This window comes from Pseudomonas sp. Irchel 3H7 (genome assembly GCF_900187605.1).
Taxonomy (GTDB): domain Bacteria; phylum Pseudomonadota; class Gammaproteobacteria; order Pseudomonadales; family Pseudomonadaceae; genus Aquipseudomonas.
Genome location: NZ_FYEA01000005.1, coordinates 275,906 through 298,570, shown reverse-complemented (window position 1 = coordinate 298,570; position 22,665 = coordinate 275,906). Strand labels below are relative to the sequence as shown.

Annotated in this window: 18 protein-coding genes; 10 read left to right on the top strand and 8 right to left on the bottom strand. The window is 60.6% G+C overall.

Features of this window, described 5'->3' with window-relative positions; all coding sequences use genetic code 11:
* The first annotated feature begins 23 nt into the window (after positions 1-23).
* Positions 24-995: a thymidylate synthase gene (locus tag CKW38_RS11780; RefSeq protein WP_095112819.1), complete on the top strand. Its 972-nt coding sequence runs from the start codon at positions 24-26 to the stop codon at positions 993-995.
* A gap of 118 nt (positions 996-1,113) precedes the next feature.
* Here CKW38_RS11780 and cadR read toward each other — a convergent pair whose 3' ends face one another.
* On the bottom strand, positions 1,114-1,563 hold the full coding sequence (gene cadR, locus CKW38_RS11775) for a Cd(II)/Pb(II)-responsive transcriptional regulator (protein WP_007912999.1): 450 nt from the start codon (positions 1,561-1,563) through the stop codon (positions 1,114-1,116).
* A gap of 84 nt (positions 1,564-1,647) precedes the next feature.
* On the opposite strand from cadR, the gene CKW38_RS11770 reads away from it, so the two are divergent.
* The 7 genes from CKW38_RS11770 to CKW38_RS11740 all read left to right on the top strand — a co-directional run bounded on the left by CKW38_RS11770 (position 1,648) and on the right by CKW38_RS11740 (position 10,747).
* Complete coding sequence (locus CKW38_RS11770; protein WP_095112818.1) at positions 1,648-3,957, top strand: heavy metal translocating P-type ATPase; 2,310 nt, start codon at positions 1,648-1,650, stop codon at positions 3,955-3,957.
* A gap of 16 nt (positions 3,958-3,973) precedes the next feature.
* Complete coding sequence (locus tag CKW38_RS11765) at positions 3,974-4,837, top strand: LysR family transcriptional regulator (protein WP_064116303.1); 864 nt, start codon at positions 3,974-3,976, stop codon at positions 4,835-4,837.
* A gap of 221 nt (positions 4,838-5,058) precedes the next feature.
* A complete protein-coding gene (locus CKW38_RS11760; RefSeq protein ID WP_095112817.1) occupies positions 5,059-6,135 on the top strand; it encodes a putative 2-aminoethylphosphonate ABC transporter ATP-binding protein in 1,077 nt (358 codons plus the stop codon).
* The gene (locus tag CKW38_RS11755; RefSeq protein WP_007912990.1) at positions 6,135-7,859 is read left to right on the top strand and encodes a putative 2-aminoethylphosphonate ABC transporter permease subunit; all 1,725 of its coding nucleotides are present in this window, start codon (positions 6,135-6,137) and stop codon (positions 7,857-7,859) included. The genes CKW38_RS11760 and CKW38_RS11755 overlap by 1 nt, the downstream gene beginning before the upstream one ends.
* Before the next feature lie 26 nt (positions 7,860-7,885).
* Positions 7,886-8,911 carry a putative 2-aminoethylphosphonate ABC transporter substrate-binding protein gene (locus tag CKW38_RS11750; protein WP_095112816.1) on the top strand — a complete coding sequence of 342 codons (1,026 nt, stop codon included), beginning with the start codon at positions 7,886-7,888 and terminating at the stop codon, positions 8,909-8,911.
* Between the two features lie 142 nt (positions 8,912-9,053).
* A complete protein-coding gene (locus CKW38_RS11745; RefSeq protein WP_095112815.1) occupies positions 9,054-10,190 on the top strand; it encodes a TIGR03364 family FAD-dependent oxidoreductase in 1,137 nt (378 codons plus the stop codon).
* Positions 10,187-10,747: a phosphonate degradation HD-domain oxygenase gene (locus CKW38_RS11740; protein WP_095112814.1), complete on the top strand. Its 561-nt coding sequence runs from the start codon at positions 10,187-10,189 to the stop codon at positions 10,745-10,747. Before CKW38_RS11745 ends, CKW38_RS11740 begins: the two co-directional genes overlap by 4 nt.
* Positions 10,748-10,920: 173 nt before the next feature.
* On the opposite strand, the gene CKW38_RS11735 is transcribed toward CKW38_RS11740, so the two are convergent.
* A complete protein-coding gene (locus CKW38_RS11735; protein WP_095112813.1) occupies positions 10,921-12,306 on the bottom strand; it encodes a GTPase/DUF3482 domain-containing protein in 1,386 nt (461 codons plus the stop codon).
* A complete protein-coding gene (locus CKW38_RS11730; RefSeq protein WP_095112812.1) occupies positions 12,299-13,672 on the bottom strand; it encodes a DUF2868 domain-containing protein in 1,374 nt (457 codons plus the stop codon). The genes CKW38_RS11735 and CKW38_RS11730 overlap by 8 nt, the downstream gene beginning before the upstream one ends.
* 85 nt (positions 13,673-13,757) lie before the next feature.
* Here CKW38_RS11730 and CKW38_RS11725 point away from each other — a divergent pair, with 85 nt between their 5' ends.
* Complete coding sequence (locus tag CKW38_RS11725) at positions 13,758-14,270, top strand: dihydrofolate reductase (protein WP_007913563.1); 513 nt, start codon at positions 13,758-13,760, stop codon at positions 14,268-14,270.
* Positions 14,271-14,358: 88 nt separating this feature from the next.
* Here CKW38_RS11725 and CKW38_RS11720 read toward each other — a convergent pair whose 3' ends face one another.
* Entirely contained in the window at positions 14,359-15,750 is a 1,392-nt protein-coding gene (locus CKW38_RS11720; RefSeq protein WP_095112811.1) for an L-cystine transporter, read from the bottom strand.
* Positions 15,751-15,991: 241 nt separating this feature from the next.
* Here CKW38_RS11720 and CKW38_RS11715 point away from each other — a divergent pair, with 241 nt between their 5' ends.
* Complete coding sequence (locus tag CKW38_RS11715) at positions 15,992-17,053, top strand: phosphorylcholine phosphatase (RefSeq protein ID WP_095112810.1); 1,062 nt, start codon at positions 15,992-15,994, stop codon at positions 17,051-17,053.
* Between the two features lie 142 nt (positions 17,054-17,195).
* Here the strand turns inward: CKW38_RS11715 and ilvD are convergent, their stop codons facing one another.
* The 4 genes from ilvD to CKW38_RS11695 all read right to left on the bottom strand — a co-directional run bounded on the left by ilvD (position 17,196) and on the right by CKW38_RS11695 (position 22,578).
* On the bottom strand, positions 17,196-19,037 hold the full coding sequence (ilvD, locus tag CKW38_RS11710) for a dihydroxy-acid dehydratase (protein WP_007913567.1): 1,842 nt from the start codon (positions 19,035-19,037) through the stop codon (positions 17,196-17,198).
* A gap of 268 nt (positions 19,038-19,305) precedes the next feature.
* Positions 19,306-20,538 (bottom strand): multidrug effflux MFS transporter, encoded by a 1,233-nt coding sequence (locus CKW38_RS11705; protein ID WP_095112809.1) that lies wholly within the window; start codon positions 20,536-20,538, stop codon positions 19,306-19,308.
* The gene (locus tag CKW38_RS11700) at positions 20,531-21,508 is read right to left on the bottom strand and encodes a diiron oxygenase (protein WP_095112808.1); all 978 of its coding nucleotides are present in this window, start codon (positions 21,506-21,508) and stop codon (positions 20,531-20,533) included. The genes CKW38_RS11705 and CKW38_RS11700 overlap by 8 nt, the downstream gene beginning before the upstream one ends.
* The gene (locus tag CKW38_RS11695; protein ID WP_095112807.1) at positions 21,505-22,578 is read right to left on the bottom strand and encodes a SagB family peptide dehydrogenase; all 1,074 of its coding nucleotides are present in this window, start codon (positions 22,576-22,578) and stop codon (positions 21,505-21,507) included. The genes CKW38_RS11700 and CKW38_RS11695 overlap by 4 nt, the downstream gene beginning before the upstream one ends.
* Positions 22,579-22,665: the final 87 nt, after the last annotated feature.

Genomic DNA, 22,665 nt, shown 5'->3' with positions numbered 1-22,665 from the left:
GGCTCAAAGGACACAGGTAACTCATGAAGCAATATCTCGAACTGGTCTCGCACGTTATCCAGAACGGCACCAAACAGGCCAACCGCACCGGCATCAACACCATCAGTTTTCCGGGAGCGATGCTGCGTTTCGATCTGCAGGAAGGTTTTCCGGCGATCACCACGCGCAAGATGGCCTTCAAATCGGCCATCGGCGAGATGTGCGGTTTTCTCCGTGGCGTCAACAACGCCGCCGAATTCCGGGCGCTGGGCTGCAAGGTCTGGGACCAGAACGCCAACGAAAACGCGCAGTGGCTGGCCAACCCGTTCCGTCAGGGTGACGACGACCTCGGCGAAATCTACGGCGTGCAATGGCGCAAATGGCCGGCGTACAAGCAGATCCCGCTGAGCAACACCGCCGCCATCGAACAAACCCTGGCCAACGGCTACAAGCAGATCGCTCAGGGCGAAGAAGACGGCCAGGCTTACGTGGTGTTGTACAAAGCCATCGATCAGGTGCGTCAGTGCGTCGACACGATCATCAACGATCCAGGCAGCCGCCGCATCCTGTTCCACGGCTGGAACGTCGCTCAGCTGGATGAAATGGCGCTGCCGCCGTGCCATCTGCTGTACCAGTTCCACCCGAATGTCGAGACCAAAGAGATTTCTCTGACCCTCTACATCCGCTCCAACGATCTGGGTCTGGGCACGCCGTTCAACCTCACCGAAGGCGCCGCGCTGCTGAGCCTGATCGGTCGCCTGACCGGCTACACGCCGCGCTGGTTCACCTATTTCATCGGTGATGCACACGTCTACGAGAACCATCTGGACATGCTCAACGAACAGCTCAAGCGCGAGCCGTTCGCCATGCCGAAACTGAAAATCTCCGACCGCGTGCCGGAGTTTGCCGAGACTGGCGTGTATCAGCCGGAATGGTTGGAGCTGGTCGAGCCGAGCGATTTCTCGCTGGAAGGCTATGAGCATCACGCGCCAATGACCGCGCCAATGGCGGTCTAGTCAGCAGGATCGTTCCCACGCTCTGCGTGGGAATGAATCCCGTGACGCTCCGCGTCACTTAGGACGCGGAGCGTCCATGGCGGCATTCCCACGCGGAGCATGGGAACGAGCGCCAACGTCAATGGCCGTGGCTGCGGCCTACGTGGGAGTGTTCCACTTCCGTCGCGACAACCCCGCCACTCACTTCCAGCCGCTGCAAAATCCCGCATTGATCGGCCATCGGCCCTTCGCCACAGCGTTGGCGCAGGTCGAGCAACTGTGTCTGCAACGCCAGCAACCCATCAATCCGCGCCTTCACATGCTGGATATGCTCGTCGATCAACGCATTGACGCTCTCACACTGATCCTGCGGGCTGTCGCGCAAGGCGAGCAGGCTGCGGATTTCTTCGAGGGTCATGTCGAGGGTGCGGCAGTTGCGGATGAACGTCAGGCGTTCGGCGTGGGCCTGGGTGTAGACGCGGTAGTTGCCGTCGCTGCGCGCCGGTTCCGGCAGGAGGTTTTCGCGCTCGTAGTAGCGGATGGTTTCCACGGCGCAGTCGGTGAGTTTGGCCAGTTCTCCGATCTTCATGACGACAATCTCCAAAAGGGTGCTTGACCCTATAGTGGCTACAGGGTCTTTACTTGGCAACAGGCACCTTCATGGACGCGACCAATGAGCGATTCCCAGCATACCCACAAGCCCGGCGACGGCCACGACCACAGTCATAAATTGCAGCCTGTGCATAAGCATTCACATGGCGGCGATGCCTGCTGCGGATCGAAAGCCGCAGCACCGGCACCGGTTCATGCGCACGAAGATTCCTGCTGCTCGTCGACAGCTGCCGCGCCTGCGTTGGTGCAACTGAGCGAGAAAACCAGCGCCGACGCGCGGCTGAGCAGTTTCCGTATCGAGGCGATGGACTGCCCGACCGAGCAGACACTGATTCAGAATAAACTCGGCAAACTCGCCGGCGTGCAGCAGCTCGAATTCAATCTGATCAACCGCGTACTCGGCGTGACCCATAACCTGCCGGGCACCGAGCCGATCACCGAAGCAATCAAATCCCTCGGCATGCACGCCGAACCGCTGGAGGCGGGCGTCGAAGCGCCAGCCCCGGCACCGGTAAAAAAACACTGGTGGCCGCTGGCGTTGTCCGGTGTCGGCGCGCTCGCCGCTGAAGTCATTCACTTCACCAATGCCGCTCCGACCTGGGTGGTGGCGATCATCGCGCTGGTGTCGATCCTCAGCGGTGGCCTGACCACCTATAAAAAGGGCTGGATCGCCCTGAAGAACCGCAACCTCAACATCAACGCACTGATGAGCATCGCGGTCACCGGTGCAATCCTCATTGGCCAATGGCCGGAAGCGGCGATGGTGATGTTCCTGTTCACCGTCGCCGAGCTGATCGAAGCGCGCTCGCTCGACCGTGCGCGCAACGCGATCAGTGGTCTGATGCAGATGACGCCGGAGCAAGCCACGGTGTTGCAGGCTGACGGCGGCTGGATTGAGCAGGATGTGAAAAGCGTCGAGCTCGGTGCCCGTGTGCGGGTAAAGCCCGGCGAGCGCATTGCGCTGGACGGTGAAGTGGTCAGCGGCAGTTCGACCATCGACCAGGCGCCGATCACCGGGGAAAGCCTGCCGGTAGAAAAAACCGTCGGCGATAAAGTCTTCGCCGGCACCATCAACCAGGCCGGTTCGCTGGAATACACGGTGACCGCAGCGGCGAACAATTCGACTCTGGCGCGCATCATCCACGCCGTCGAACAGGCCCAAGGTGCGCGCGCCCCGACCCAGCGTTTCGTCGATCAGTTTTCGAAAATCTACACGCCCGTGGTGTTCGTCTTTGCCTTGGCCGTGGCGATCATTCCGCCGCTGTTCATGGGCGCCGTGTGGTTCGACTGGATCTACCGCGCGCTGGTGTTGCTGGTGGTCGCGTGCCCATGTGCACTGGTGATTTCCACCCCGGTGACCATCGTCAGCGGCCTCGCGGCAGCGGCGCGCAAAGGCATTCTGGTCAAGGGCGGCGTGTACCTGGAGGGTGGTTTCAAGCTCGATTATCTGGCGCTGGATAAAACCGGCACGATCACCCACGGCAAACCGGTGCAAACCGATTACCTGTCGCTGGACCCAACCGCCGATGCCTCCGCGCCGGCTATCGCTGCTGCGTTGGCCGGACGCTCCGATCACCCGGTGTCGCTGGCCATCGCCAACGCCGCTGTGGATAAAAACTTCGCCACGCTGATTGTGGATAACTTCGAAGCGTTGGGCGGGCGTGGCGTCAAAGGCGACATCAACGGCCAGACCTACCACTTGGGCAACCATCGCTTGGTCGAAGAACTCGGTTTGTGTTCGCCAGCACTGGAAGAAAAGCTCTTCGCGCTGGAGAAACAGGGCAAATCCGTGGTGCTGCTGCTCGACAGTTCCGGGCCGCTGGCGCTGTTCGCGGTGGCCGACACCGTCAAGGAAACCAGCCGCGAAGCGATCCGCCAGTTGCATGAACTCGGGGTGAAAACCCTGATGCTCACCGGCGACAACGTTCACACCGCCCAAGCGATTGCTGCGCAGGTCGGTATCGACGAGGCCCGTGGTGACTTGCTGCCGACCGACAAACTGCAAGCCATCGAAGACCTGTACAAGCAGGGTCATCGCGTCGGCATGGTCGGCGACGGTATCAACGATGCCCCGGCACTGGCCCGCGCCGAGATCGGTTTCGCCATGGCCGCTGCCGGTACCGATACGGCGATCGAAACCGCCGATGTCGCCCTGATGGACGACGATCTGCGCAAGATCCCGGCGTTCATCAGCCTGTCGCGCAACACCGCGAGCATCCTGAAACAGAACATCGCGCTGGCGCTGGTGATCAAGGCTATCTTTCTTGCGGTAACCTTCGCCGGGCTCGCCACCATGTGGATGGCGGTGTTCGCTGACATGGGCGTGAGCCTGTTGGTGGTGTTCAACGGTTTGCGCCTGCTGCGCAAATAAACGATGAGGGATGGTTGTGCTGAGTGCCGAGCTGAAAGCGTTTTACATGGTCGCCCGTCTGGGCAGCATTACGCTGGCGGCGAAAAAACTCGGCCTCAGCCAACCGACCGTGACCACGCAGATCCGCAATCTGGAAAGTCAGTATTCGGTGGAGCTGTTCTACCGTGGCGGCCGGCGTCTGAGCGTCAGCGACGAAGGCGCGCGGTTGCTGCCGATGGTCAAGACGCTGCTGCAGCAGGAGGCCGACATCGAGTTTTTCCTGCGCAACAGCGGTCAGGTGCAGGGCACATTGCGCATCGCCGCGACGGCGCCGTATTACATTCTCGATCTGGTGAAAACCTTCCGCGAGCGTTTGCCGCAGGTGGAAGTGTCGGTGGAAATCGGTAACTCGCAGCAGGTGCTCGAAGCGCTGGAGGATTACCGGGTGGACATCGCTGCGTCGTCGCAATTGCTCGATGACGCGCGGTTGATTCGGCGGGTGCTTGGCACTGATCCGCTGGTACTGGCGGTGCATCGCAATCATCCGCTGGCGGCGCAGGAGCATGTGGCGTTGAGCGCACTGGCCGGGCATACGTTGTTGATGCGTGAGTCGGGTTCGACCACGCGGCGGCTGACGGAAGAGTTGCTGGCGAGTGCCGGGGTGAGCTTCGGGCCGTTACTGGAGATCGGCAGCCGTGAGTCGATTCGTGAGGCGGTGTTGCGCAATATCGGCATCAGCATTATTGCCCGGCAGGAAGTGCCGCATGATCCGCAGTTGCGCGTGCTGACGATCGAGAATGCGCCGCAGATTCCTGAGTATCTGTATTGCCTGAAGGAGCGCAAGGGCGCGCGGTTGCCGGCGGCGTTCCTCGGCTTGGCACAGGAAATGTCCCCCGCGTAATGATCGTTCCCACGCTCCGCGTGGGAATGCAGCCCGGGACGCTCTGCGTCCCAACAGCCGAACGCGGAGCGTCCGATGAGGCATTCCCACGCAGAGCGTGGGAACGATCTCTGGTGAACCAAAATCCCCGAATACCACTATCGGCCGTTTTTGCCTCACTGCCACATGACGGACGCATTACAACTCTAGGATTGGCCCCATCTGCTTGATGAGGTCTGTCCATGAATCCTGCCATCGCAACTGCCCTGACCAACCCCGGCGCACCCATGAAAGTGCGCGGCGTGCAGAAACGCTTCGGCGCGTTCACTGCGCTGGATAACGTCTCCCTCGACGTCGCCGCCGGTGAACTGGTGTGCCTGCTCGGCCCGTCGGGCTGCGGCAAAACCACCTTGCTGCGCTGCATCGCCGGTCTGGAAAAACAGGACAGCGGCGAGCTGTACCTCGGCGAGCGCGACGTCTCGCACCTGGCCCCGCAAGCCCGCGACTACGGGATTCTGTTCCAGTCCTACGCACTGTTCCCCAATCTGACCGTCGAGGCGAATATTGCCTACGGCCTTGCCGGCAGCGGTCGCGATGAAGTGCGCCGCCGCGTCGGGCAGATGCTGGAACTGGTCGGCCTCACCGGCAGCGAGAAAAAGTACCCCGGCCAGTTGTCCGGCGGCCAGCAACAGCGCGTTGCTCTAGCTCGGGCCTTGGCGCCGGCACCGTCGCTGCTGTTGCTCGACGAACCGATGTCGGCCCTCGACGCCCGCGTCCGCGAGCATCTGTGTACTGAACTGCGCCAACTGCAGCGCAACCTCGGCATCACCACACTGATGGTCACGCACAATCAGGACGAAGCCATGCTGATGGCCGACCGTATCGCCGTGATGAACAACGGCCGCGTCGAGCAGTACGCCACCCCGCAGGAAATCTACAACCGCCCGGCCACGCCGTTCGTGGCCGAGTTTGTCGGCCAAGGCAACTGGTTGCCGTTCCAACGCAGCAGCGACACTCACGCGCAGGTCGGCGGGATGAACCTGCGCCTCAGCGATGGCAGCATTCAGCGCGCCTCGGGCCGTTTGTTTTGCCGCCCGGAAGCGATCAACGTCAATCCACCGGTGCACGAAGAGAACCTGTTCCCGGCCAAAGTCCGCGAGATCACCTTTCTCGGCAATCGCTGCCGCATGAGCTTCGAACTCGATCAGTTGCCCGGCCACGCCTTGCTCGCCGAACTCGCCCCGGAAGCCATGCCGCGCCTCGGCGCCCAGCAAATCATGGTCGCCTTGCCGCCGCGCAGCCTGCAGGTGTTTGCCTGATGAACAGCAACCTCGCGCTGCCGCTACCGCACAAGCAGGTGCGCCAGACTTCGAAAGCCGAGATCGGCGATCGCATTTTTGTCGTCGGCGGCAAAGTGCTCTTGCTGCTGTTACTCGGCGTCGCGGTATTGCTGCCGTTGCTGGCGATCTTCTGGCGTGGCTTCAGCAGTGAGGCCGGGCAGGGCGGTGGCTGGGTCGCGGCGAAGGAGTTGGTGACCAGCGAGAATTTCCACTGGCTGCTCGGCAACAGCCTGAAAGTTTCCCTCAGCGTCGCGGCCATCGTCGTACCGCTGGCCTACCTGTTTGCCTACGCGCTGCAACGCACGATGATTCCGGCCAAGGGCATCTGGCGCGGGATTTCCCTGCTGCCGCTGATGGCGCCGTCGATGTTGCCGGGCATTGCGCTGGTCTATCTGTTCGGCAACCAGGGCATGTTGCGCGGGTTGCTCTCGGACAACATCTACGGGTTCTGGGGGATTGTGCTGGGTGAGGTGATTTACACCTTTCCCCATGCGTTGATGATTTTGCTCTCGGCGTTGTCGTTGGCCGATGCGCGACTGTTCGATGCGGCGTCGAGCATGGGCGCCAGTCCGGCCAAGGCGTTTCGCAGCATCACCTGGCCAGCGACGCGTCAGGCTGTGTTTGCCGCGTTCTGTCTGGTGTTTACCCTGACCATCACCGATTTCGGTGTGCCGGTGGTGGTCGGTGGCGACTATCAAGTGCTGGCGCTGGAGGCCTACAAAGCCGTGGTCGGCCAACAACAATTCGGTCGCGGCGCGTTGATCGGCATGGTGCTGTTGCTGCCGGCGCTGTTCAGCTTCGGTGTCGATGCCTGGTTGCGTCGGCGTCACGGCGATTCCATGAGCGGTCGCGCTCAGGTGTTCAAACCGGCGCCGTCGAAGTTGCGCGATGGCTGCTATCTGGCGATTGTCTTGCTGATCAGCGCCGCGTTGATTCTGGTGTTCGGCATGGCGGTGTTCTCCTCCTTGGTAAAGTTCTGGCCGTACAACCTTTCGCTGTCGCTCAATCATTACCAGTTCAACGAAACCGCTGGCGGTGGCTGGCTGGCCTACAGCAACAGTTTGAAAATGGCGTTGGGCACGGCACTGATCGGCAGCGTGCTGATCTTTACCGGCGCTTACCTGATGGAGAAAACCCGCAGCCAACGCGGCCTCAACCTGGCGTTGCGCATGCTCAGTTTTGTGCCGATGGCGGTGCCGGGGCTGGTGCTCGGCTTGGGTTACGTCTTCTTCTTCAACCTCACTGGCAACCCGCTGCACGTGCTGTACGGGACGATGACGCTGCTGATCGTCTGCACCATTGCGCACTACCTGACCACTGCACAAATGACTGCAACCACCGCGTTGCGCCAACTCGACGCCGAGTTCGAAGCGGCTGCACTGTCGCTGAAGGCGCCGCTGTATCGGCATTACCTGCGTGTCACCGTGCCGATCTGCCTGCCGGCGCTGCTCGACATTGTGCGCTACCTGTTCGTCTCGGCGATGACCACCGTTTCCGCGGCGATCTTCCTCTACAGCCCCGACACCATCCTCGCGGCGGTGGCGGTGCTGAACATGGATGACGCCGGCAACGTCGGCGGCGCGGCAGCGATGTCGACCCTGATTCTGTTCACCTCGGCGGGTGTGTCCTTGCTGCTGGCGTGGGCTTCGCGCGGCTTGCTGCGCCGTTCTCAAGCCTGGCGGCAAACCGCGCCCGGTCACTGATTCAACTCACTTACAGGAAAACGATCATGTTCAAGCCTATGGCCCTGGCCGCTGCTGTGCTCGCTACTTTCAGCCTGAATGCCTTCGCGGCAAAAACCGAGTTGACGGTATACACCGCCCTCGAAGCCGAGCAGCTGAAGTCCTACAAAGAAGCCTTCGAAAAGGCCAACCCGGACGTCGAAATCAAATGGGTGCGTGATTCCACCGGGATCATCACCGCCAAACTGCTCGCCGAAAAGGCCCGTCCACAGGCTGACGCGGTGTGGGGCCTGGCCGCTTCGAGCCTGGCAATCCTCGACCAGCAAGGCATGCTGCAAAGCTACGCGCCGAAGGACCTCGGCAAGATCGGCGCGAATTACCGCGACGCTGCCAACCCGCCAGCCTGGGTCGGTATGGACGTCTGGGCCGCGACCATTTGCTTCAACACCGTCGAAGCCGAGAAGCAGGGCCTGAGCAAGCCAGTGAGCTGGCAGGACCTGACCAAACCTGAGTACAAGGGCAAGATCGTCATGCCGAATCCGGCGTCGTCCGGCACCGGTTTCCTCGACGTCAGTGCCTGGCTGCAAACCTTCGGCGAGAAGCAGGGCTGGGAGTATATGGACGGTCTGCACCAGAACATCGGCCAGTACGTTCACTCCGGTTCCAAGCCTTGCAAACTGGCGGCGGCGGGCGAGTTCCCGATCGGGATTTCCTTTGAATATCCGGCGGTACAGCTGAAGCGTCAGGGTGCGCCACTTGACATCATCCTGCCGAAAGAAGGTCTGGGCTGGGAGATCGAAGCGACTGCGGTGATCAAAGGCACGCCGCATGAAGACGCGGCGAAGAAACTGGCGGACTTCTCGGCGAGTGCTGAGGCGATGGATCTGTACAAGGAGAACTTCGCTGTCCTCGCGCAACCGGGTATCGCCAAGCCGCAGACCGAATTGCCGGCGGATTACGAGCAGCGCCTGATCAAGAACGACTTTGCCTGGGCCTCGAAGAATCGCGACGAGATTTTGACCGAGTGGCGCAAACGTTATGACGGCAAGTCCGAGAAAGTTGCGGCCAAGTAAATCTTCGTAGTCTGACCGGGCCTCATCGCTGGCAAGCGAGCTCCCACAGGGTTTTGCGGTGAACACGAATTTTGGGAACACCTCGATACCTGTGGGAGCTGGCTTGCCAGCGATGACGGCCTCTCTTTCAGAGCACCTCTAAATGACACAACACAAAGACCTGCTCATCGTAGGCGCTGGCATTCTCGGCCTATCGCACGCCTATGCCGCCGCCAAACGCGGCCTAAAAGTCGCCGTTTTTGAACGCACAGCCACGCCCCTCGGCGCCTCGGTGCGCAACTTCGGCCAGGCCCTGGTCACCGGCCAGCCTCCGGGCACCATGCTCGAACTGGCCAAGGCCAGCCGCGAGATCTGGGGTGATTGGGCGCAGCTCGCCGGTTTGCAAATCAAGCGCAACGGTTCCTATCTGTTCGCCCGCACTGAAGCCGAAGAACATCTGCTCGAAGCCTTCTGCAACGGTCGCGCCGTGGAACACGGTTACAACATCCAGTTGCTGCGCGGCGCTGCCTTGCGCGATCTGTATCACGGCCAGTTCCGCCACCACCGCGCCGCGTTGCACGGCATGGACGATCAACAGCTGTATTCGCGAGAAGCGATTCCGGCACTGATCGATTATCTGCGCCGCGACCTTGGCGTGGATTTTCATTTTTCCACGTTGGTGCGCGACGTCGAACCCGGCCACCTGCACAGCACCGCCGGCAGCTTCACGGCGAAGCAGATCATCGTCTGCTCCGGCCACGATTATCAAACCCTGCTGGCCGAGCCGATCGCTGCGCTCAATCCGCAAATCTGCCGTCTGCAAATGCTCCGCGCCAAACCGCAGGTCGATCTCAATCTGCAACACGCCTTGCTCACCGGTTTGAGTTGCGTGCACTACGGCGCTTTCGCCGATCTGCCGGAAGCGGCGGCGGTGCAGGCGCAGATCCTGCGTGAGCAACCGCACCTGCACGACAACGGCATTCACCTGCTGATCAGCCCGACGCCGTACGGCGAGCTGATCATCGGCGACTCGCACCATTACGGCAGCGACCCTTCACCGTTCAACGCCGAGCAAGTGGATAACTGGATGCTTGAACTCGCCGAGCAGACGCTGGGATGCAAGGTGCAAGTGGTCGAGCGCTGGCAGGGCGTCTATGGTTCCCGGGGGCCGGGGCCGTTTTCGTTGCTGCGCCCGGCAGCGGGATTGAGTGTGGCGCTGATGCACACCGGTGTCGGCATGAGCGTCGGCCCGGCGCTGGCCGAGCGCAATGTTGCGCAGTTGCTGGAGGAAATTGAATGACAGCTCACGAGCAAGTCGTCGCGCGGGTATTCGGGCTGTACGAACGCTTTGGCACCAGTGATTACATCGGCGAACCGGTGTCGCAGATCGAACACATGTCCCAGACCGCCGAACTGGCGATCGCCGAAGGCTTCGATGACGAAGTGGTGCTGGCGGCGTTCTTTCATGACATCGGCCATTTGTGTGCCGAGGGCGCGGAGAATATGGGCGGTTATGGCGTGGTCAGTCATGAACGGCTGGGCGCGGATTATTTGCGTGAGGCCGGTTTCAGCGAGCGCATGGCGCGGCTGGTGGAGTATCACGTGCAGGCTAAGCGGTATCTGACGTTGCGTGAGCCGGGATATTTCGAGCGCTTGAGTGAGGCGAGTCGGCGGACGCTGGAGTATCAGGGCGGGGTGATGACCGCGGCTGAGGCGGATGCGTTTGAGCGTGATCCGTTGTGTGCGGTGAGTTTGCGGATGCGGCAGTGGGATGAGTTGGCCAAGGAGAGGGCGGTGCCGGTGATTGATCTTGGGGTTTTGAAGCGTAAGGCTGCGAGATTGTTGTCTGCTGTGTGATTGTCGCCCTCACCCCAGCCCTCTCCCGGAGGGAGAGGGAGCCTACGGTGTTGTTCTCAGGTGATACATCGACCTGAGATATCCAGTCGAACTCAGGTTTGAAAAGCCTGGAGATCTGCTCCCTTTCCCCCTCTACCCCTTTGGGGAGAGGGCTGGGGTGAGGGGGTAGCGATCTAAAGCTCAAGCACCCGAGCAACCAACGCCTCAATCTGCTCCTGCCTTTCCGCCTGATTCAACTTCGCCTGCGGATTCAACGACGACCACTGCGGATGCGCCCGTGCCTTGTTCAGCGCCTCGGGCAACTTGCCCTCGCGCCAGGTCTTATCCTGCGGAGTCGCCACCTGAACCGCATCCATCGCCGCATGCCCACGTTGATCCAGCGCCAACACCAACTGCCGCTGGCGCAACGCCAACAGCCGCAACACACCGTCATCCACCGTCAGTTCGCGCTGCCCCTTGATCTTGCCCAGCAAGCGACTGCCATAACTGCGCGCCGTTTGCAGCGCACCACCGGCAATCGCCCCCGCCAACGCCGCCGCACCAAGGGTAATCCCGCCAACCAGCAAATCCACACCAGCTCCTGCCGCCGCACCTGCAGCAATCCCGCCGCCCACCCGTACGCCGAGTTGCTTCAAGGTCTCAGGGTTGAACAAGTCATCGCCCCAACGTCCATCGAGCAACGGCAAATCACTCGACGCCGCGTCCTGCGGACGAAACGCATACAGTTTTAACAACGCCTCGACACACTTCTGCTCGCGCTGGCGCACAGCCTTGCGCAGCTCGCTGATGGCTTGCTGTTCCTGCGCAGCTTCACTGACCACACTGCGTCGGCACGCGGCGCAGTCGATCAACAATTCAGCAATCAACCGCGCCGCACTTTGCTGACGGGCGAGGCGCTGAGCCTGCTGATCGGCAATCAATCGCTCCAGTTGCGGCCGGGCATTCTCCAGCAGCAGCGCAAGGCTTTCGTACAACCGGCGCTCGCCATCCTCGGGCGGCGCAACGCTGTCAAAACGTACCAGCGCGTGCAGTCCGAGCCTTGCCAACGCCTCACGCCAGTCCGGCTCGCGATGATTGGCGCTGCTGACGAAATTCAGCACCGGCAGCAGCGGCTTGCCGCAACTGGCGAGCACTTCCAGTTCGTCGCGGTACTTGGCCAGTACCGGCTCGCGGGCGTCGATCACATACAAACCGGCGTCGGAGGCGAGCAATTGCCGCAGCACTTTGGCTTCCTGTTCGAAACGCTGGCGCGCCTCGCTGCCATCGAGAAACCGCGCCAATCGCGCCGGGCCATCGAGACGTTCGCCGGGACGTTCCAGGCGTTCGAGAAAATCCAGCAGGGCGATGGCGTCTTCCAGGCCGGGCGTGTCGTAGAGGTCGAGCAGCGGCTCGCCGTCCACCGACAACCGCGCGCCTTCGACATGCCGCGTGGTGCTCGGGCGATGGGAGACTTCGCCGAAGCCGACATCGCGGGTCAGCGTGCGTAACAGTGAGGTCTTGCCGACGTTGGTGTGGCCGACCACTGCGAGCTTCAGCGGCGCTTTCCAGGCATCAGTCATGGCCAGTCTCCAGCCAGTTCAACGGCGCGCAATCGGCGAACGGCAGCTCAAGTTGTTGCAGTGCAACGTGCCAATCGCCGAGACGTTCGGCGTCCAGTGCTTCGCCGGGCGGCGCTTGCAGCAGCCACACGCGGGTTTCGCCAGCGCTGCGCGCCAGCTCGGCGATTAGCGCGAGGCTGCCACGATCCGGCGAGCGCCGTGGATCGCAGGCAATCGCCAGGCGTGCTGGCGGAAAGCGGCTCAATTGTTCGAGGAGTTTGTGCCGTGACTCGCGGCTGTCGAGGATGCCGGCGTTGCTGACATTTTTCGGCAGCGCGGGCGGCCATGGGCGTTGTTCGTCGAGTTCGATGGCGACCAGCAACGCACCTTCGCTGGCGAGTTCGCCGACGCCACTTTCGACGCGATGCATTTGCGCAGGCTCCGGATCATTGACGCCGAGGCGCTCGCTGGTTGGCATCAGACGTTCACGCAATTGCGCGTAGCCGGGCAGGTTCAAGTCCAGACGCAGCGCGGTTTTACCGCTGTTCCAGCGCCAGAAACACAACAGCGTCAGCAGCAGGCGCGGCAGCACGCCGTAGACCACCAACACGCCGACCAGCCAGGTTGCCCAGGCCTGTCGAGCGCTTTCAATATCGAGCGCGCCGTCGCCGCTGGCGCGGATCATCTCCACCGTTGGCACGTTGAAGCCGAGCAGCGATGGCAGATAACCGAGCGCGTGGGTGACGTGGATAAAGGTGTCGGCGCTGAGAAGCGTGGTTTCCCAGACGAAGCCGTAGCGCCGGGTCGCCATCAGCGTCAGCAGCAGAATCAATGCGCTGAACATCGCCAGCAGCCACAAACCGTTGACCAGCGTACCGAGCGCCCAGCGATTGAGCTTCTTGCGTTGCAGCATCAAGAGCAGTGCCGGCGCCAGTTGCGCGGCTTTGGCGTCGCGGGCCATTTTTTCGCTGAGCCATAACCACAATCGGCCGAGCGTGGCGCCGTGCTCGCCGGCAAAGATCAATCCCAGCAACCAACTCAGTAGCAGAATCAGGTTCAGCCCGAGCAGACTGCCCAAGGCCCAGAACACATTGACCGGCGTTTGGCTCAACGCAGCAAAGGCCAGACCAGCGCCGCTAAGCACAGCGAAAATCATCAATAGCAGCAGCGCCAGGCGCGCACCTTGCAGCCAGTGTTTGAGGGCCGAAGTCAGCCCGTCACGTTCGGCCAGCCATAACGCCCGGCGTTGAATGCGGCTCGGCAGATCGCCGCCGGCCGTGCGCGCCAGTCGGTTGGCTTCCAGATCATCCAATGGGCCTGCGTGTTCTTCGCGCAGGCGCACGGTCTCGGTGAGCCAGAGGTTTTGCAGTGGAGTCAGTTCAGTCACGCGGCTTTCCGTCGCTTAATTGATTGAAGAGCATAACCGCTGTGGCGCTTATCGGGGTAAGCGCGGCTCTGGTATCCTCGCCGGCATGACTAAATCACTCCCCCTCAGCCTGATCGCAGCCCTCGGTGAAAACCGCGTGATCGGCGTCGACAACAGCATGCCCTGGCACCTGCCGGGGGACTTCAAATACTTCAAGGCCACGACCTTGGGCAAGCCGATCATCATGGGTCGCAAGACCTGGGATTCGCTCGGTCGGCCGTTGCCGGGGCGCTTGAACATTGTGGTCAGCCGTCAGACCGGTCTGGTGCTGGAAGGTGCCGAAGTCTATCCGTCGCTGGAAGCAGCCGTGGTTCGCGCCGAGGAATGGGCGAAGGAGCAGGGCGTCGATGAGCTGATGCTGATTGGTGGCGCGCAGTTGTACGCGCAAGGGCTGGCGCAGGCGGATCGTCTGTATCTGACTCGCGTGGCGTTGAGCCCGGAAGGGGATGCGTGGTTTCCGGAGTTTGATTTGCACCAGTGGAAGCTGGTGTCGAACGTTGAAAATCCGGCGATTGAAGATAAGCCCGCGTACAACTTCGAAGTCTGGGAAAAAGCTTAAAAGATCGCAGCCTGCGGCAGCTCCTACACGGTATCCGCGTTCCCTGTAGGAGCTACCGAAGGCTGCGATCTTTTGATCTTGCTTTACATCACGCTTGAGCCAACTCCGCATGCTCATCAGCATCCAGCAACGCTTTATCCGTCTGCTGCATCACCTGACTGGTAATCGCACCGGCCGTAATCGAACCACTCACGTTCAACGCCGTGCGGCCCATATCAATCAGCGGCTCAACCGAAATCAGCAACGCCACCAGTGACACCGGCAAACCCATCGCCGGCAGCACGATCAGCGCCGCGAAGGTCGCGCCGCCACCAACACCCGCCACGCCCGCCGAACTCAAGGTCACAATCGCCACCAGCGTCGCGATCCACAGTGGATCCAGCGGATTGATGCCTACGGTTGGCGCAACCATCACCGCCAACATCGCCGGGTACAGACCGGCGCAACCGTTCTGGCCAATGGTCGCACCGAACGACGCAGCAAAACTCGCCACCGACTGCGGAATCCCCAGACGACGGGTCTGCGCTTCAATGCTCAGCGGAATGCTGGCGGCGCTGGAACGGCTGGTGAACGCGAACGTCAGCACTGGCCAGATTTTGCGGAAGAAGCGCAGCGGGTTGATCCCGGCCGCCAATACCAGCAAACCGTGCACGACGAACATCAGGCCCAGACCGAGGTACGACACCACGACGAAACTGCCGAGTTTGATGATGTCTTGCAGGTTGGAACCGGCGACCACTTTGGTCATCAGCGCCAGCACGCCGTACGGCGTCAGCTTCATCACCAGACGCACCAGACGCATTACCCAGGCTTGCAGGGTGTCGATGGCGTTGATTACTTTCTGACCTTTTTCGACGTCATCCTTGAGCAGTTGCAGCGCGGCAACCCCGAGGAATGCGGCGAAAATCACCACGCTGATGATCGAGGTCGGCTTGGCCCGCGCCAGATCGGCGAACGGGTTCTGCGGGATGAACGACAGCAGCAGTTGCGGCACATTCAGGTCGGCAACCTTGCCGGCATAGTCGGACTGAATGGTTTGCAGACGGGCCATTTCCTGGGTGCCGGCGACCAGACCTTCAGCGGTGAGGCCGAACAGGTTGGTCAGGCCGATGCCGATCAGCGCCGCAATCGCGGTGGTGAACAGCAGGGTGCCGATGGTCAGGAAGCTGATTTTGCCCAACGACGAAGCATTGTGCAGACGCGCCACGGCGCTGAGGATCGAGGCGAACACCAGCGGGATAACGATCATTTGCAGCAACTGCACGTAGCCGTTGCCGACCAGATCGAACCAGCCAATCGAGGCTTTCAGCACCGGGTTGCCGGCACCATAAACGGTGTGCAGCGCGACGCCGAACGCAACGCCGAGCACCAGCGCCAGCAGGACTTTTTTCGCCAGACTCCAGGTGGTGTGGCGGGTCTGTGCCAGACCGAAGAGCAGGGCGAGGAACACCAGCAGGTTGAGAATCAACGGTAGATTCATGAGATCTCCAGGAAAGACTGTGCCAACAGCCTTCCGGGGCTGCTGCGAACCGGCAAGCCTAACAGCTTGATTTGCAATGAATTAATATCAAAATCGAAGGTTGTCCGTCGTTTTTGGAATAAGCCTGTGTCGCTCTCGGCAATGCATCTGGCGCAATAGGGACGCGGGCGGTCGCTGACAGACGAGGACTGTCACACTTATTTGTTAGCGTCGATCTCTTTGAATCAGGGAGAAGAGGCTTATGAAGTTCGCACCGAAATTTCTGGCTGTCGCGCTGACAGTGGGCATGGGTCTGGCCACTCAGGCGTTCGCTACGGACCTGAAACACTGGCCGGCCGATCAGGCCAAGGCGCTGGACGCGATGATCGCCGCCAACGCCAACAAGGGTAACTACGCGGTGTTCGACATGGACAACACCAGTTACCGCTACGACCTCGAAGAGTCCTTGTTGCCGTTCATGGAAAACAAGGGCCTGATCACCCGCGACAAACTCGACCCTTCGCTGAAACTGATGCCGTTCAAGGACACCGCCGAGCACAAGGAGAGCCTGTTCAGTTACTACTATCGCCTCTGCGAAGTCGACGACATGGTCTGCTACCCGTGGGTGGCGCAGGTGTTCTCCGGCTTCACCCTCAAGGAACTCAAAGGTTACGTCGATGAACTGATGGCCTCGGGCAAACCGGTGCCGGCAACCTATTACGAAGGCGATGTGGTCAAGAAACTCGACGTCAACCCACCGAAGATCTTCACCGGCCAGCAAGAGCTGTACAACAAGCTGATGGAAAACGGCATCGAGGTCTACGTGATGACCGCCGCGTCTGAAGAACTGGTGCGTATGGTCGCGGCGGATCCGAAGTATGGCTACAACGTCAAACCGCAGAACGTCATTGGCGTTTCGATGTTGCTCAAGGATCCGAAGACAGGCGAACTGACCACCGCGCGCAAGCAGATCACCGCCGGTAAATATGACGAGAAGGCCAACCTCGGCCTGGAACTGACGCCGTATCTCTGGACCCCGGCGACGTGGATGGCCGGCAAGCACGCGGCGATCCTCACTTACATCGATGAGTGGAAAAAACCGGTACTGGTGGGTGGCGATACCCCGACCAGCGACGGTTACATGCTGTTCCACGATGTCGACGTGGCCAAGGGCGGGATTCACTTGTGGATCAACCGCAAGGATAAATACATGACGCAATTGAACGGCATGATGGCCAAGCACGCGGCAGCGCAGGCGAAAGAAGGGTTGCCGGTAACGGCGGACAAGAACTGGGTGATCGTCAAGCCAGAAGAAATTCAGTAACAGACACAGGGCCAGTGTGGGAGCGAGCCTGCTCGCGAAAGCGTAGTGTCAGTTGATCGTTCCCACGCAGAGCGTGGGAACGATCAAAGGCAAAAAAATGCCCCGCACATTGGCGGGGCATTTTGTCTCGGCGATTTGACGCTTACAGCCCGTCGAGCATCGCTTTGTTACGCACAGCACCTTTGTCGGCGCTGGTCGCCAGCAGGGCGTAGGCCTTGAGGGCGGTGGTCACTTTGCGTGGACGCACTTCTACAGGTTTCCAGCCTTTCTTGTCCTGCTCGGCACGGCGTGCGGCCAGTTCTTCGTCGCTGACCAACAGGTTGATCGAGCGGTTCGGAATGTCGATCAGCACTTTGTCGCCGTCCTGCACCAGACCGATCGCGCCGCCGGCGGCAGCTTCTGGCGAAGCGTGGCCGATGGACAGACCGGAAGTACCGCCGGAGAAACGTCCGTCGGTGAGCAGCGCGCAGGCTTTGCCCAGGCCTTTGGATTTCAGGTACGACGTCGGGTAAAGCATTTCCTGCATGCCCGGGCCGCCTTTCGGACCTTCGTAGCGAATGATGACGATGTCGCCAGCCTTCACTTCGTCAGCGAGGATGCCGCGTACGGCGCTGTCCTGGCTTTCGAAGATCTTCGCGTTGCCTTCGAAGACGTGGATCGATTCGTCGACACCGGCGGTTTTCACCACGCAGCCGTCGAGGGCGATGTTGCCGTACAACACGGCCAAACCACCTTCTTGCGAATAGGCGTGTTCGAAGCTGCGGATGCAGCCGTTTTCACGGTCGTCATCCAGGGTTTCCCAACGGGTCGACTGGCTGAACGCCGTCTGCGTCGGGATACCGGCAGGGCCGGCCTTGAAGAAGTGATGCACCGCTTCATCGGTGGTCTGGGTGATGTCCCACTTGGCGATGGCTTCTTCCATGCTGCGGCTGTGCACGGTCGGCAGGTCGGTGTGCAGCAGGCCGCCACGGGCCAGCGAACCGAGGATGCTGAAGATGCCGCCGGCGCGGTGCACGTCTTCCATGTGGTACTTCTGGATGTTCGGGGCGACTTTGCACAGCTGCGGAACGCTGCGCGAAAGACGGTCGATGTCGCGCAGGTCGAAATCGATTTCGGCTTCCTGGGCGGCGGCGAGCAAGTGCAGGATGGTGTTGGTCGAGCCGCCCATGGCGATGTCGAGCATCATCGCGTTCTCGAACGCCTTGAAGTTGGCGATGTTGCGCGGCAGTACCGATTCGTCGTTTTCGCCGTAGTAACGCTTGCACAGCTCGACGATGGTGCGGCCGGCCTGCAGGAACAGCTGTTCGCGGTCGCTGTGGGTAGCGAGGGTCGAACCGTTGCCCGGCAGTGCGAGGCCGAGGGCTTCGGTCAGGCAGTTCATCGAGTTGGCGGTGAACATGCCGGAGCACGAACCGCAGGTCGGGCAGGCGCTGCGCTCGTACTCAGCGACTTTCTCGTCAGAAGCGCTTTCGTCGGCGGCGATCACCATGGCGTCGACGAGGTCGAGGCCGTGGGAAGCGAGTTTGGTCTTGCCGGCTTCCATCGGGCCGCCGGAAACGAAGATCACCGGAATGTTCAGGCGCAACGCGGCCATCAACATGCCCGGGGTGATCTTGTCGCAGTTGGAAATGCACACGATGGCGTCGGCGCAGTGGGCGTTGACCATGTACTCGACGGAGTCGGCGATGATCTCGCGGCTCGGCAGCGAATACAGCATGCCGTCGTGGCCCATGGCGATGCCGTCATCCACGGCGATGGTGTTGAATTCTTTCGCTACGCCGCCAGCGCGTTCGATTTCACGAGCGACCAGTTGGCCCAGATCCTTCAGGTGCACATGGCCCGGTACGAACTGGGTGAACGAGTTGGCAATGGCAATGATCGGCTTTTTGAAGTCGTCATCTTTCATCCCCGTGGCGCGCCACAATGCGCGGGCACCGGCCATGTTGCGGCCGTGGGTGGATGTTTTCGAGCGGTAATCTGGCATGGAGCACTCCGGGCGGCTAATCACTTACTAATCAGGTGCAAAAGGGGAGTGAGCTTCTATTGACGTCTGGAACACTCAGAAATGGCCGTGTGTTCGTGAAGTTGCCGATGACGTTGCGGGATCGCCGCTGGTCTCAGCTTGAGCTCATAAACCCGCCGGGGGATGAATGGCGATGAATCAGCCGATTCTACACCGCTGGCGTCTGGAGGGAATGGCGCAAAGTGTTGTTCCAGTGCCGACGGGGTGTATGGGATGACGACCGGCGGGTTTAATCACCGCCGGTCTGCGCCACGGTATTGGCTTCAAGGTTTCTGGCGCGATGGCTGAGCCTGTTGTTGAGCACCAGCGCTGTCGCGCTTAGCAACACAAAGCTGTAGCCGAGCGTGGATTGCAGATTGGCTGGGCTGAGGCTGATCAACGCGCTGATAAGGCCGCCACAAATAAAGATGATCGTACTGCCCGCCGAGGCCGACGTCCCGGCGTTCTCGGGAAACAGGCCCATGGCCCGAGAGGTGGCGGCGGGGCGGGCAATGGTGGTACCCGCCGTGCAGATCAACATCGGGATCAACACAGTGGCTGGCGCCAGCGCGTGATTGGCTGCCAGGTACAGCATTGCCAGCCCCGACAGCAGTATCAGACTTAGCCCGGTGAAGACTTGCTGAGCAGGAGTGATCCGTCGATTGAGTACGGTGGCGAGGATGCCACCGACGACATAGGCCGCGCCGTAAACCAGCAGAATCAGTGAAAAGTCGTAGGGTGCGAGCTGCAATTGATCCATGAAAATCAGCGGCGAAATCACGATGAACGAGAAGTGACAGGCGAAAGCGAACGCTGAAATCAGCCAGTAGCCGACAAACTCGAAATCCCCCAGCACGCGGCGGTAGGACTGAATGAAACCGAGCCGTGTGCCGCTGTAGGCCGGACGGCTGTTTGGTAAAAACAGCCAGGCCTTGATCAGCACCGTGGCGGCCAGCGCGGTAAACACCCAGAAGCTGCCGCGCCAACCGAGTGAGGCCTGAAGAAAGGTGCCGGCCAGTGGCGACACCGAGATGAAGATGCCGGTAGCCGTGACCATCAGGATACGCAAACGGTCGCGTTCCTCACCTTCGAACAGATCCTGCACCAGCGCCTGGGACAGCACGAAACAGCCACATCCCAGGGCCTGCATCACCCGGAATATGAGAAATAGCGTGTAATCGGAGGTCATCACGCAACCGAGCGCACCCAGCATCGATACGCTCATGCCGGCGAGTAACAAGCCCTTGCGTCCGATCACGTCCGAGAGGGGGCCGATCAGGACCTGAGCAAATGCGATCCCCACGGCGAACAGACTGATGGACAGTGCGATGTCTGCCGGCGAACGGTGAAAGTGCGTCGCCAGTGCCGGAAAGGAAGGCAGCAGCACATCCAGTGGAAATACACCCAGCAGCACCATGGCCAGCAACAGACTGACAGCGGCGCGACGCTGTCTTGTGGTTGCCACGGATTGTCCTTTATCCATCGATCAGTCCTGCCTTGGCGAAAAGCTTCTGGTTATGGGGAAGCGCGAAAAAACCGGCCTTTCGTAGTGCGTCCAGCGTGGCGATGGCGCCTGATCGTGCACGTGCCCGGTTGGCTTGCACCGTTGCCATGCCGCCGACAATTTCCATCACGTCACTGTCAGCGATGCCGGCTCCTCGCAAACTCTGTTGCAACCAGCGTTCGTCGGCCTCGAAAAAAATCCCGATGATTTCCAGCAGTGTCCGGCTCACAAACGTACGCTGGCGGCTGTTCATCGACAGCCAGAAATAATGGAACACTTCGCTGAAGTAGCGACTGTGGCGTGCTTCGTCAGTCAGATGATCGCGCAGCATGTCGTTGACGCTGGACACCAGGCTGTCGCGGCATACGTCCAGCAGCTCACGGGCAATGATGGTTTCCGAGACGAAACCGAGCAGAAACCATGCCAGCGCCCGGTTCTTTTCCGGCGTGCGAGCAATCAGCGAGTTCAGGCGGGTGATGCGCTTCGGAATCACCGGCCGTTCGGTGATTCCGTAGAAATTGGCGATCTGCTCCGCGAGACGATTGGAAAACAGCGCGTGGTAACCCTCGTCGGTGTAGAGCTGCAGCGCCGCGTGTTTCATCGGCAGAGGGACGTAAATGGGCAGTTCCCGGTGCACGATGACTTCCACTGCACGGTTGACGATGCGGTGTTCGAGCAGGGTGGTGTAATCGAGAAAGTGCACCAAGTGGTTGGCTGACAGTCGGTGCAACACGTCCCGCCCCGCCATCTGGATAGCCGGATGTGCCAGATAAGGTAGAAACGCCGGTGGAAACCAATGGCGGGTTTGCAGTTGCAGCGGCACATCGTCGGGCAATTGGTAGTCATGGGTACTGCTGCGTACCGAGGCACGGCTGTCCCAGTCTCCCAAGGTGAATTTGAGTGCCCAGGACACCGGCGCTTGATCCGGGTCGGCATTCGACAGGGTCATGCCTGCACCTCACGCAACAACTCGCGCATTTCGTGACACATCACTTGCCCGTCGCTTTGTCCGCAACCAACGAAGAACAGCGGTTGTTCAGCACTGCCCTCAAGCTTGAGCAGTGCTTCGACCTGCTGGTCGGCAAACGCGCCGGTCAACCAAGTGTTGAGGCCCAATGCCGTGGCGACCAGTTGAAAGGTCTGCGACAAGTGGCCCGCTTCAACGAAGGCCATCCGATAGGCCCGCGAGTGTTCGTACTTCCACCAGAGCCGGTCGAAACGGGCGGTGATAAACAAACCCAACGGCAGGTTGTTGATGAAATGCTGACCGCCGAGCAATTGGCCCAGCGCGGGCTCAGGCAATGGATTAACCGGGCTCAGGGTGTGGTCGGCTGGATGATAGGCATAGATGCCGGGTTCCAGGCCATCGACGTTCTGCACCAGCAGAAAGCCTTCGCAAGCGTTCAGACCGCCAGCGGAAGGACTGCTCCGGCGTGCGCCGAGCCCTTGGGCGATGCTGTCGTCGCGGTCATTGTCACGTTCCTGGAGATAGCCGAGGGCAAGATAGAGCAGGGTGCCGACGTCCTTCAGCGTTATCGCTGCACCTGTATAGGAACGGCAGGTTTTGCGCTGGAGCAGAACATTTCCCAGACGGTCGTCATTCAACGCGCTCGGCGCAGGCAGGGCGATACGCTGCTCGGGTGCCGGCATTGGGCGGTTTGTCGCGGGCTGTGGGTTAGCCAGTACTTCGTTGCAGTGCGCCAGATATTGTCTGGACCACTCGTGAATATTCTGTGGGGTATGTTCGTAGGGAATATTTTGCGTGCCGATGTGATAAATCTTCGACAGCTCATCCCAACCCCATTGCGGACTGTCTATTGGGGAAATAGTTAGAATGCCTGCGCTTAATAGTTGTGTGTCTATTAAGTTGTGGGTGTCGAAAAGTTCCGGGTTGTGGATTAGTTGTGCGAGTCGATTGGCATAATTAAGATCAAGTTCGTGCTGTGTGTGGTTTTTATAGTTCCACACGATTTGCCCGGGTGAGCGCGGCAAGATAAATAAGTAAGGGTTGATATGCATGTCTGTCGATTCACTCTGGAGAAAGTCAAAAGGACGCCGGGTTGCCGGCACTTCCCAGCGTCCAGACTCACTTAACGGGCTTTAGGG